This window comes from Phyllobacterium phragmitis (assembly GCF_002980495.1).
Lineage (GTDB): Bacteria > Pseudomonadota > Alphaproteobacteria > Rhizobiales > Rhizobiaceae > Paramesorhizobium > Paramesorhizobium phragmitis.
On the sequence record NZ_PVBR01000002.1, the window covers coordinates 304989 to 317367 of the forward strand.

The window sequence follows — 12379 nt, forward strand, 5'->3', positions numbered from 1 at the left end:
GTTGTATTCCCATTCAAGCAAAAAAAGCCTCGCCTCCGAAGCTTTTCCACAGAATGGTTAAAACCACAATGATATGTTGCCTTAAAGCAACAACCTATGAGGGCATCAGCCTTCACCCATGGCGATCAGGCTGGCATTGCCGCCCGCAGCCGCCGTATTGACCGAAACCACCTGTTCCAGCACAAAGCGCGTGAGATAGGTCGGCCCGCCAGCCTTCGGCCCGGTGCCGGAGAGGCCGGAGCCGCCGAAGGGCTGCGTGCCGACGACCGCGCCGATCGTGTTGCGGTTGACATAGATATTGCCGACATCGAGACGGTCCACCGCCTTGGCGACCGTCGCTTCGATGCGCGTGTGCAGGCCGAAGGTCAGGCCGTATCCGGTAGCGGCGATCTGATCGAGCACCCGGTCGAGCTCTTTAGCCTTCCAGCGCACGACATGAAGAATAGGGCCGAACACTTCGCGCGTCAGCACTTCCGGACGGTCGAGCTCGACGATATGCGGCGCGAAGAAAATGCCCTCCTCCGGCGCGGTGCCGGCGAAGCGGACCTTCTGCGTTCTTGTCATTTCGGCGATGTGCTCGGCGAGCATGGCACGCTGCGCCTCGTCGATGATAGGGCCGACATCGGTGGACGGCAAGGCGGGATCGCCCATGACAAGCTCCCGCGCAGCACCCTCGATCATCTCCAGCATCGGGTCGGCGATATCCTCCTGCAGATAGAGGATGCGCAGCGCCGAGCAGCGCTGCCCGGCGGAACGGAAGGCCGACATGATCACATCGTCGGTCACCTGTTCGGCAAGCGCCGTCGCATCGACGATCATCGCGTTGAGCCCGCCGGTTTCGGCGATCAACGGCACGATCGGCCCCTTCTTGGCTGCCAGCGCCCGGTTGATCGCCCACGCCGTCTCGGTCGAACCGGTGAAGGCGACACCGCCAATGGCCGGGTGCGCAGTGAGTGCCGCACCGACCGCGCCATCGCCCGGCACATAGAGAACGGCATCTTTGGGGATACCCGCCTCGTGCAGGAGCTTCACCGCCTCGAAGGCCACCAGCGGCGTCTGCTCGGCCGGCTTGGCGATCACCGCATTGCCGGCGGCAAGCGCCGCTGTCACCTGGCCAAGGAAGATCGCCAGCGGGAAATTCCACGGGCTGATGCAGACGAAGACGCCGCGCCCGCGATGGCGCAGCCGGTCATCCTCACCCGTCGGCCCCGGCATCACCTGGTCATGGCCGAACTGGCGGCGCGCTTCCGCCGCATAATAGCGGCAGAAATCCACCGCCTCGCGGATTTCGGCAATGCCGTCATCGAGCGTCTTGCCCGCCTCGCGCGAAAGCAGATCGAGCAGCCTGTCGCGGTTCTTCTCCAGGAGATCGCTGGCGCGTTCGAGCGCCACGGCACGGGTCTCGACCGCCACACGCGACCAGGCGACAAAGCCCTTGCGAGCGATCTCGACCGCCCGCCCCGCCTCTTCCGCGCTAGCCGCGACGACGCTGCCGACAGGCGCACCATCGACAGGCGAAAGCACTGGCTCCGCCCTGCCCGAAACCTTGATGCCGGGGATGAGCGGCGACGCATCGACATTGCCACGGGCAGACGCCATGCCGCTAAGGAGACCGGCAAGCGCCTCACGATCGCCGAACTCAACACCGGCCGAATTGCGCCTTCTGCCGTAGAGGTCGCGCGGCAGCGGGATGGCCGGATGGCGATAGCCCTTGCCGTCCTCAAGCTTTTGCGCCGGACGCACCAGAAGATCGGAGATCGGCACGCTCTCGTCGCCCACCACGGAGACGAAAGACGAATTGGCGCCGTTTTCCAGAAGCCGGCGCACGAGATAGGCGAGCAGGTCGCGGTAGCCGCCGACCGGCGCATAGATGCGGCAGGCGATCTTCTCGCCCTTCTCGGTAATCTGCTTGAAAAGGCTTTCGCCCATGCCGTGCAGGCGCTGGAACTCAAAGCCGCTCCGGTCAGTGCCCGCCATATCCAGGATGGCGGCGACCGTCAGCGCATTATGCGTGGCGAACTGCGGAAAGATGCGCGGCCGCGCCGCAAGCATCCGCTGCGCGCAGGCGAGATAGGAGACATCCGTCGCCGGCTTGCGGGTGAAGACGGGATAATCCGCAAGCCCGCGCTCCTGCGCGCGCTTCACTTCCGTGTCCCAATAGGCGCCCTTGACGAGGCGCACCATCATGCGTCGCCCGAACCGCCCGGCAAGCGCATCGATATGCTCGATGACGGCGAGCGCCCGCTTCTGATAGGCCTGGATGGCGAGGCCGAAACCGTCCCAGCCGTCGAGCGAGGGATCGGCAAACACCCGGTCGATCACATCGAGCGAAAGTTCCAGGCGATCCGCCTCCTCCGCATCGATGGTGAAATTGAGATCATAGGCTTTCGCCTTCTGCGCGAGCGCCAGCACATCGGGCACCAGCTCTTCCAGCACCTCATCGCGATGCGTGGCGAGATACCGCGGATGCAGCGCCGAAAGCTTGACCGAGATGCCCATGCGGTCCGGCAAAGGCTTGTTGCCCGTCGCCCGGCCGATGGCGTCGATCGCATCGGCGTAGGATTTGTAATAGCGTTTCGCGTCGGCGCTCGTCCGCGCGCCTTCGCCCAGCATGTCGAAAGAATGGCGATAGCCCTTGGCCTCGTTCGTGCGCGCCCGCTTCAATGCCTCGCCGATGGTTTCGCCCAAAACGAAATGATGACCGAGAAACCGCATCGCCTGCTTGGTCGCGGTGCGCACCGTCGGCAGGCCGACGCGCTTAACCAGCACCGAGACGACGCCCTCCGGCGTCTCGCCCGGCTTGATCACCTTGGCGGACAAGCCCAGCGCCCAGGCGGAGGCCGAGACGAACCAGGTGTCGCCATGCCCCTCATGCTCGGACCAGTGGCCCTGCTTCAGCTTGTCCTCGATCAGCTTGTCCTGCGTCGCCGCGTCAGGCACCCGCAAAAGCGCCTCCGCCAGCACCATCAAGGCCAGCCCCTCGCGCGTCGAAAGCCCGTATTCGCGCAGGAAATCCTCCACGCCGCCAATGCCGCTCGCCTGTTTGCGGATCGAGGCGATATAGTCCGCCGCCCGCTCGTCGATGCGCCGGTTGGCCGCCGCATCGAAGCTGACGGCCTTGATGAGCGACGCGACCAGCGCCTTGTCATCGGACGCATAAGGCGCCGCGAAAGGCGCGATCGTCGGTTTGGCGGACGAAAGAGTGGCGGCCCGAACCGTCATGAGTATTCTCCATGAGCAAGTCGGGAAAAATACGTAGCGGTTTCCCAAGGCTTGCGTAAAAATCAAAGGCTATAGAACGGTTTCCCCAATTCCATGGGAACAGGAACCGCCCCATGGATTTCACCCATATATTTTATTTTACATAGTTGTTCTCACCGATTAAAAACCCTTCAATAGTGATTTTTCCCAAGGAAAAGGGATTTTTAGGGAATGAAGGACCTCGACCAGATGGACCGCAAGATCCTGCGCGCATTGCAGGACAATGGCAGGCTCACCAACACCGAATTGGCCGACTATATCAATCTATCACAAACGGCGACGGCGGAGCGCGTAAAACGCCTGACGCGCGACGGCTATATCCTCGGCTATGCCGCCAAACTCTCGCCAAAGCTGCTCGACCGCTCGATGCTGGTCTTCGTCGAGATCAAGCTCGACCGCACCACGCCTGAAGTCTTCGACACCTTCGCCGCGGCGACGCGCAAGAACCCCGACGTGATGGAATGCCACATGGTGGCCGGCGGCTTCGACTATCTGGTCAAGGCGCGTGTCGCCGACATGGAACACTACCGCCGCTTCCTCTCCGACGCGCTATTGTCGCTGCCGGGGATACGGGAGACGCATACTTATGCGGTGATGGAGGAGGTGAAGGAGACGGCGAGCATTCCGATTTGAGAGGGGAGGGTTTGGCATCGGTGACGTGACGGAGGTCAAGCATCACCCTTGGCCAGATGATAGGCAACAAGCGCATTGGCATGCCCGTGCCCCAGTCCGTGCTCCGACTTCAACACGGAAACCATCTCCATATGCTTCTTTCCCTTCATCCCATCCAGCACCGCCAGCCAATGACCGATCGGCTGGCCATATGTCTTCTCGATGGAAGGAAAGTAGGAAGCAGGCCCTTTGACCTTCTCTGCCGGCATTTGGGTGATCTCCTGTCTCTGGCGGAACCGTGTTTGTGAATATGCTGTCATCAGAGGACGATTGATGGGCGCGCGATCCGACAGAGGGGGCGGATTATTCTGCAGCCCCAACGGAGACTTACCGTCCCCACGACATCAGCAGCGCCCAGGCAATTCCGAAAACCGCTGATAATAGGAGCGTAGTGATCACGGTCATCCTGAAATGGAAAATGGCGAGTGATGCCAATATTGTCAGCACGAGCGACGGCCAGACAATTGAACTGATGACCGGCACATTCATCGACCATAGGCCCCATGAGACGGTCCACATCTCGGTGAACAGCACATGCAACCCAAACCAGATGGCCAAGTTGAGGATCACGCCCACGACCGCTGCTGTGATGGCCGACATTGCTCCTGCCAGAGCGGCATTGCCGCGCATGCTCTCGATGAATGGTGCTCCCAGGAATATCCAAAGGAAGCTCGGCAGAAATGTCACCCAGGTGGTCAATATCGCAGCGAGTGTTGCCGTCACCAGCGGATTGAGCACTCCCGGATCGCGATATCCCGCGAGAAAGCCGACGAACTGTGTAACCATGATCAGGGGGCCGGGTGTGGTTTCAGCCATGCCAAGCCCATCCAGCATCTCGTGCGGTTGCAGCCAACCGAAATGCTGGACCGCCTCCTGAGCAACGTAGGCAAGGACAGCATAGGCGCCGCCAAACGTGACCACGGCCATCTGGCTGAAGAAGACACCGATCTTGGCAAAAACGTTCGTTGGCCCGAGTGTCAGCAAGATAGCGATGACGGGGAGGAACCAGAGAGCGGCCAGAATAGCCGAAATCCTTATGGACCAGGCCAGGTTTGGGCGGGCGTGAACAGGAATATCCGCTCCAAGAAGCGAATCCCGGTCTTCCAGTATCTTTCCTGATTGAGCTTTGTGACCGCCGCCCACCTTGAAAGCCGCAATGCCCGCCCTGCCACCGAGGTAGCCGATCACGCCGGTTGCGATGATGATGAACGGAAAGGGGATCTGGAGGAAGAAGATGGCGATGAATGCCGCAGCGGCGATAGCGACCATCACCCTGTTCTTCAGGGCGCGGCTGCCGATACGGAAGACCGCCTGCAACACAACGGCCAGGACCGCGCATTTCAAACCGAAGAACATGCCTTCGATGAAGGTGACATTGCCGAAAAGCACATAGATGTAGCTAAGCGCGAGGATCGAAAGAAACCCCGGCAGGACAAACAGGATACCGGCGATCACGCCGCCCAATGTCCTGTTGAGCAACCAGCCGATGTAGATGGCAAGCTGGTGGGCTTCCGGTCCGGGCAGAAGCATGCAGTAGTTGAGCGCATGCAGGAACCGGTGCTCTCCGATCCATCGTTTCTCGTCAACCAGGATGCGATGCATTACCGCGATCTGCCCTGCGGGACCGCCAAAACTGAGGGCGGCGACCCGAATCCAGACTCTTATGGCTTCAGACAAGGGGATGATATCGGCCGCCCTCCCGCGTCTGGCGCTCAACGTGCCTTTGGCGAGGTCGGCCATTGTTCTTACCCCTTCCTCGGGTTCGGCCAGTTATGTGTCTCGTCAGCCGCGTCACGGCACCATCTATAGAACGCATCGTAGAGCGTCAGTCCGGCGTCCAATTGTTCGAGATCGTCGTTGAACATGCGGGAGAGCCCAAGTGATGCGGCCAGCAGGCCAGGCACTTCCGGCGCAAGCTCGGGCCGCGCAGTATCCGCTCCTCGCACGATCGTGGCGAGATGCAGGAGTGGTTCGGATTTGAGGGCGAACTCCTCCACCATGACATCGAAGGTGCAAAGCTCTCCTCGATGGCTCCAGAATACATCGTCGATGTCAAATGGCGTTGCATTGAAGCGGTCCGCAACGGCGGGCACGTCACGGGCGGGAACGTAGAGGAAGACAGCGAAGGGATCGATGAAGCGGCGGATAAGCCACGGGCATGCAATCCGATCTATCTTCGGGCGAGCACGTGTCACCCAGACCGTCCGTCTTCGCGCATCACGCGGCGGGAGTTTCTCATTGGGAACCAGCATTCCCCTTGCCGCTTTCCAGGCTTCAAAACCGCCCTCTAGCACCTCTGACGGTGTTCGTTCGTGGCGAAGATGCGCCGCAACACCGTGGCTGAGTTTCTGTCCTTTCTGGCAGATAAGGATCGACGGACCTATCACGTCCGATCTCCACACCTCCACCTCGCGGTAATCGCGCTTGATCGAGCCGGGAATGATCCTGGGATCGCTGGCAAAATCATCATCAGTGCGCACATCGATAAGAATCGGCGCGCTCGGCGTCCCAATGATACGATTTAATTTATCAGAAGTAATTTCGAGAAATGACGGCATAACGCGTCCCTCCGGTTGACTCGGGTTCCAAGGACGCGATTCTTCAGCCGTGGCCTCGTGGGGTGATCGCTACCCCATAGTGGGATTTTGCAGCAGCTAAAGCGGATGTCAATATCCTTCGTCAAGTGTCACAAATGACTGTCCGTGGCACGGCTCCGCCGTTCGCTTCCTCTCCTCTACCCCACATCCCCCCAATCCACCCGCCTCGTCTTCCTATACCCCTCCCTGTCCCGCTTCGTCACAAGTCTCTCCTCCGCCGTCCCGTCCGCAAGACACAGCTTCAGCGTGATCCGGCCAACTCCCGCCTTGGGCGGAGCGATCACGCGGGCCTTTGCCGCCACAGTGGGAAACCGCGCCGCCGCGAGGTAGATGTATTTCTCGTCTTCCCACGGCACTTCGCCGGCCTTGGCCAGCCGGTGCAGGCGCGAGCGGGCGACACGGCGGGAGAAATGGCACCAGTCTGGCGCACTAAGCGGGCATGTCGCCTCGTGCGCGCAGGGGGCTGCGAGATGCGCGCCTTTTTCGAGAAGGCTCTGGCGCACCGCCATCATGCGTCGCCAGCCGGCAGGCGTGCCCGGCTCGACCACGACCAGCATGCCCGTTGCCGCCTGCCAGAGCTTGTTCGCAAGCGCCAGCCCCTCAGCCAGTGAAAGCTCGTCGAGCACATAGGCGAGCGTCACCAGATCGAACGGCCCTGCCTCCGGCAGGCTGTTTGCCACATTGGCCGCCCGCCATTCCACTTCTTCAAGCCGCGAATGCCGCGAAAGCTCCTGGCCGAGCGCCCGGATCGACGGGCTCGCCTCCAGAAGTACGGCCTTCTCGAGCGACGGCCAGCAGTCGGCTGCGGCCCACAGCGCCGTGCCCGGCCCTGCTCCGACATCGAGCAGGCTTTTGGGCTTGAAACCGGGGGCAAGCTCGGCAGCGCTTTCCAGGCTGGCGCGCACCGCCGCATAGGTCGCCGGCAGCCTTGTCGTGAGATAGGCGCGCGCCGCGAGATCGCTTGAGAGATGCAAGGTTCCGTCGCGCGTCTCCGCCCGGTAACGGCGCGAGAGAAGGTCGGCGGCGCGCTTGAGATCGGCAAGCGCGATGCCTTCCAGCGCCGCATCGACGGCGAGCCTGAGAGGTGAAGGGAGTTCCATGACGGGGTGGGTGTCCGGCTCGGCCTTTTAGCGTTCCAGCACCTGCCTGATATCCACCAGATTGGAGCGTATGCGCAGGACATAAAAGCCCATCGTCGTCAGGTGTGACGGCGTGAACCAGGCATCCTCGCTCCCGTTCGAGACGATCCCCGGCTGCATGTTCAGCGCGGCGCGCAATTGCTGCTCCATCGTGTCCCACAGCCCGTCGAGATGCTTTTCGGCGAGCACGCCCTTGAAATCCGAATGCGCCGCGCGCAGCAGCCCGTAATAGGCATAGATCTGGCCATAGGCGAACCAGAACCGGTCGTCGGCGCGCGTGTCGAACCAGCCGGCATTGTAGTTCTCCGCCCGGTCCTTGAGGATCGCCGAGGTGGAGCCGAGATCATTGGCGATGCGGTCGACATACTGGATGAGATTGTCGGCGCGCGCATCGAACACCGCCTGGCAATTCTCCAGCCGCGCGTTGAACGACCGCAGATCCCTGATCGCCGAGCGGTAATAGCTCGGCGTCGGCGTCTTCGGGCCGAAGGGGCTCAGGCCGAAATACCAGCTGTCCTCGGCGAACTGCAGATTGCCGCGCGCTTTCTGCAGATCGGAGTCGATCTGCGATGTGCCGCGCAGGCGGCCGAGCGAATCGACCAGTTCGATCGCCGTGCGCCGCACGGCGGCATTGATGCCGCGCTGGAACGACGCCTTGTTGTCGAGAAACGGCGTGCGGTCCCAGTCAAGACCGAAGAAGCCCGCCTTATAGAGCACCATCGACGAGATCCAGGCGTTCTGGTTGACGTTGAAATCGGTGAGATCGGCGGTGACCTCGGCGATCGCCGAGGGCGCGCATGTCTTGGCCGCAGCGGGGGCCTGCGGTTGCACAGCAGGCTCGGGCGCCTGCGCTGTCTCGTTGGCTGCGCCGGGCGATGCGGTCGTATCCTCCGTGGATGAAGGTTGCGGCGATGCCGCCGGCGCCTCGCCTGCCGGTGCGCCAACCGGTTCGCCCGGCGTCTGCGCCTTCTCATAGGCATATCTGGCGGGATAATCGGGATTGAAATTGGTCCAGACCTGCGTCTGCCAGACGAAATAGATGTAAAGCGCCGCAAGCCCGACGACCAGCACGCCGATCACGCCCTTCCAGATGAGGCCGAGCTCCAGAAACATCCGCCACAGCGCACCGAGCGGCACGGCGATCAGCCGGGCGAGCGCCCATAAAAGCCGTCCGACAAAGGAGAAACCGCCCCGCAAAACCCTCAAAACATTATCCAGCACGTTCATCCCCAGTTGAATCGACAGTCGAGGCCGCACCGGCGGCGGCCTCTTCCCCCTTCAAATAGAGCGCTTTTCGCCATTCAACAACCGGGCGGCCAAACGCCTCGCCTTCCCTGGTGCGGTTTTTTTGCCCTTTCGGGGTTGCGGTGCGCCGACTGATCCTTAACATCGCGGCTTCCTCACCCCTGAAACAGCAACTGATTTTTCCCCGATTCCGCATCGCGCCTTCACTATCAAATCTCCAATTGTCGTTATCCAGAGCATTTTTCGCCGCGCCGGTGCTTGAATGGCTGCCGCTTTGGTGCTTGGTTCATCAATTGGAGACCGGAGAAAAATGAGCCCGGTAATGGAGAACACTATGAAATCCTTGACCCTCGCAATCGCGTCGTCCCTTTTTGCGCTGTCGCTTTCCGGCACGGCCCAGGCCGCAGAGCCCGAAAGCTGTTCGACAGTGCGCTTTTCCGATGTCGGCTGGACCGACATCACCGCCACCACGGCCGTGGCCACCGAAATCCTCAAAAGCCTCGGCTACGAGACCGACATCAAGGTCCTGTCGGTTCCCGTCACCTATGCCTCGCTCAGCAAGAAGGATATCGATGTCTTCCTCGGCTATTGGAAGCCCTCGATGAACGCCGATCTCCAGCCCTATCTCGACGACAAGACGGTGGAGACGCTGCGCACCAACCTGACCGGCGCGAAATACACGCTCGCCGTGCCGAAATACACCTATGACGAAGGCCTGAAGGACTTTAGGGATATCGCCAAATTCAAGGACGAGCTCGGCGGCAAGATCTACGGCATCGAGCCCGGCAATGACGGCAACCGCCTGATCCTCGACATGATCGAAAAGGATGCCTTCGGGCTGAAGGATTTCCAGGTGGCGGAATCCTCCGAGCAGGGCATGCTGGCGCAGGTCGCCAAGGAAGTGAAGCGCAAGGAGCCGATCGTCTTTCTCGCCTGGGCGCCGCATCCGATGAACAGCAATTTCGAGATCGAATATCTCTCGGGCGGTGATGAATTCTTCGGCCCTGATTTTGGTGGAGCGACCGTCGGAACCAATGTGCGCGCCGACTATGCCACGGAATGCCCGAATGTCGGCAAGTTCCTGGCCAATCTGGAATTCTCCCTCGATATGGAAAACCAGATCATGGGCAAGATCCTCGACGATGGCGAGGACCCCGCCAAGGCCGCGACCGACTGGCTGAAGGCCAATCCCGCCGTGCTCGACCAGTGGCTGGCCGGCGTCACCACCAGGGATGGCGGCGACGGTCTGCCCGCAGTGAAGACCTCTCTCGGCCTTTGAGTATATCATCACCGCCCGGATCATCCGGGCGGTTTTTTTGTGCCTGGAGCATTGGCCTCACATCGGCAACAAGGCGATAAAGCAACGTGTTGGAGCGGTTTGATGAATCAAATGAATCAAATCGGCAAAAAACCGCTCTAAACGCCCGATAATGCAGGGAACTTGAAGTTTGGATTGGCTAACTGGATACAAGATACCCGTCGGGCGCACGGCCAAGACCGTCGTCGACTGGTTGACGGAAAATTTCGCCTGGTTTTTCGACGGTCTGGCAACCGTCATGCAGACAATGATCGACGGGCTCCTGTTCATTCTCAACACTCCGCCCCCGCTGGTGATGGTCGTCATTTTCGCAGGCATCGCATGGCTCCTGCAGCGCAAGATCTCGGTGACGCTTCTGACCGTGCTCGGTTTCCTCTTCATCCTCAATCAGGGATATTGGGAGCGGACGATGGAAACGCTGACGCTGGTGCTCTCCTCCTGCGTCCTGTGCATGGCTCTGGGCGTACCGCTCGGCATCGCCGCCGCGCACCGCCCGAAGCTCTACGCCGCGATGCGGCCGGTGCTCGACCTCATGCAGACGCTGCCGACCTTCGTCTATCTCATCCCGGCCATCGTCTTCTTCGGCATCGGCATGGTGCCCGGCCTCTTGGCAACCGCGATCTTCGTTCTTCCCGCCCCGGTGCGCCTCACCCATCTCGGCGTCTCATCGACGCCCGAGCACCTGATCGAGGCCGGTGAAGCCTTCGGCGCCTCGCCGCGCCAGCTCCTGTGGAAGATCGAATTGCCCTATGCCATGCCGCAGATTTTGGCCGGCCTGACGCAGACCATCATGCTGTCGCTGTCGATGGTGGTGATCGCCGCACTCGTCGGCGCCGACGGCCTCGGCGTCCCCGTCGTGCGCGCGCTCAACTCGGTCAACACCGCGCTTGGTTTCGAGGCCGGGCTGGTCATCGTGGTCGTCGCCATCGTGCTCGACCGTATCTTCCGCCCTAAAGCATGATCCAGAAAAGTTGCAGACTTTTCGGATAAGATCTTGCGGCTAAAACGAGCAAGGAGAACTGAGATGACCGCCATCACGATCGATAAGGTCTGCATCATCTTCGGCCGCCGGACGGATAAAGCGCTGGCGCTGGCGGACCAGGGCGGCACGCGGTCGCAGATCCAGTCCGAGACCGGCCATATACTGGGCGTCCATGATTGTTCGCTGGAAATCCAGGAAGGCGAAATTCTCGTCCTGATGGGCCTTTCCGGCTCGGGAAAATCGACACTGCTGCGCGCCATCAACCGGCTCAATCCGATCACGCGCGGCCGCGTGGTCGTGCACAATGGCGATCACGCCATCGATATCGGCAAGGCCGGCAGGGCGACTTTACGCCATCTGCGCACCCATCTCGTCTCCATGGTGTTCCAGCAGTTCGGCCTCCTGCCCTGGCGCACGGTCGAGGAAAATGTCGGTTTCGGCCTCGAAATGTCAGGCAGTCCGAAGGAAGAGCGCCGCGAGGCGGTGCGCCAGCAATTGGAGCTGGTAGGCCTCACGGATTGGGCCTCGCGCCGGGTCGGCGAACTCTCCGGCGGCATGCAGCAGCGCGTCGGCCTTGCCCGCGCCTTCGCCACCGGCGCGCCGATCCTTTTGATGGATGAACCCTTCTCCGCGCTCGATCCGCTGATCCGCGCCCGGCTGCAGGACGAGCTTCTCGATCTGCAAACGCGGCTGAAGAAGACCATCGTTTTCGTCAGCCATGATCTCGACGAAGCCATGAAGATCGGCAACCGCATCGCCATCATGGAAGGCGGGCGGATCGTCCAGTGCGGAACGCCGCAGGAGATCCTGCTCAAGCCCGCCAATGATTACGTCGCCGATTTCGTCGCCAACATGAACCCGCTCGGCGTGCTCAAGGCGGATGACATCATGGCGCCGCTCGACCGCACGCCCGGCACCCGCCCCTTCGCCGCCACGGCCAGGCGCGACACGCCTGTGCGCGAGATCATGCAGGCGGTGGCGAAAAACGGCGGCGACGTCGGCATCGTCGAGAAGGGCGCGATCATCGGCAAGATTTCCTCCGACGATATCGTACGCGGGCTGTTGCAGCATCAGCGGCGGGGGTAGCGGGAATGTAAGGAATAAGCGTGACGGGAGCGCTTACCCCCCCCTCTGCCCTACCGGGTATCTCCCCTTCAAAGGAGGA

General features: G+C 61.5%; 10 protein-coding genes. 4 read left to right on the forward strand and 6 right to left on the reverse strand.

Translation table 11 applies throughout. From position 1 onward, the window contains the following. Nucleotides 1–105: 105 nt before the first annotated feature. Entirely contained in the window at nucleotides 106–3222 is a 3117-nt protein-coding gene (gene putA / locus C5748_RS03620) for a bifunctional proline dehydrogenase/L-glutamate gamma-semialdehyde dehydrogenase PutA (RefSeq protein WP_105740554.1), read from the reverse strand. Between the two features lie 210 nt (nucleotides 3223–3432). Here putA and C5748_RS03625 point away from each other — a divergent pair, with 210 nt between their 5' ends. Further along, a complete protein-coding gene (locus C5748_RS03625; protein WP_105740555.1) occupies nucleotides 3433–3894 on the forward strand; it encodes an Lrp/AsnC ligand binding domain-containing protein in 462 nt (153 codons plus the stop codon). A 35-nt stretch (nucleotides 3895–3929) separates the two neighbouring features. Here C5748_RS03625 and C5748_RS03630 read toward each other — a convergent pair whose 3' ends face one another. The 5 genes from C5748_RS03630 to C5748_RS03650 form a co-directional block, all read right to left on the reverse strand. Next, nucleotides 3930–4142: a DUF4287 domain-containing protein gene (locus tag C5748_RS03630; RefSeq protein ID WP_105740556.1), complete on the reverse strand. Its 213-nt coding sequence runs from the start codon at nucleotides 4140–4142 to the stop codon at nucleotides 3930–3932. A 118-nt stretch (nucleotides 4143–4260) separates the two neighbouring features. After that, the gene (gene chrA, locus C5748_RS03635) at nucleotides 4261–5673 is read right to left on the reverse strand and encodes a chromate efflux transporter (protein ID WP_105740557.1); all 1413 of its coding nucleotides are present in this window, start codon (nucleotides 5671–5673) and stop codon (nucleotides 4261–4263) included. A 5-nt stretch (nucleotides 5674–5678) separates the two neighbouring features. Further along, nucleotides 5679–6491 carry a chromate resistance protein ChrB domain-containing protein gene (locus C5748_RS03640; protein ID WP_105740558.1) on the reverse strand — a complete coding sequence of 271 codons (813 nt, stop codon included), beginning with the start codon at nucleotides 6489–6491 and terminating at the stop codon, nucleotides 5679–5681. A 176-nt stretch (nucleotides 6492–6667) separates the two neighbouring features. After that, entirely contained in the window at nucleotides 6668–7630 is a 963-nt protein-coding gene (locus tag C5748_RS03645) for a small ribosomal subunit Rsm22 family protein (protein WP_105740559.1), read from the reverse strand. Nucleotides 7631–7657: 27 nt separating this feature from the next. Next, nucleotides 7658–8896 (reverse strand): DUF2333 family protein, encoded by a 1239-nt coding sequence (locus tag C5748_RS03650; protein WP_105740560.1) that lies wholly within the window; start codon nucleotides 8894–8896, stop codon nucleotides 7658–7660. Nucleotides 8897–9248: 352 nt separating this feature from the next. On the opposite strand from C5748_RS03650, the gene C5748_RS03655 reads away from it, so the two are divergent. The 3 genes from C5748_RS03655 (at nucleotide 9249) to choV (ending at nucleotide 12300) form a co-directional block, all read left to right on the forward strand. Further along, on the forward strand, nucleotides 9249–10193 hold the full coding sequence (locus C5748_RS03655) for a choline ABC transporter substrate-binding protein (protein ID WP_105740561.1): 945 nt from the start codon (nucleotides 9249–9251) through the stop codon (nucleotides 10191–10193). Between the two features lie 169 nt (nucleotides 10194–10362). Beyond that, complete coding sequence (gene choW / locus C5748_RS03660; protein WP_105740562.1) at nucleotides 10363–11193, forward strand: choline ABC transporter permease subunit; 831 nt, start codon at nucleotides 10363–10365, stop codon at nucleotides 11191–11193. Between the two features lie 63 nt (nucleotides 11194–11256). Continuing rightward, complete coding sequence (gene choV / locus C5748_RS03665; protein ID WP_105740563.1) at nucleotides 11257–12300, forward strand: choline ABC transporter ATP-binding protein; 1044 nt, start codon at nucleotides 11257–11259, stop codon at nucleotides 12298–12300. Nucleotides 12301–12379: the final 79 nt, after the last annotated feature.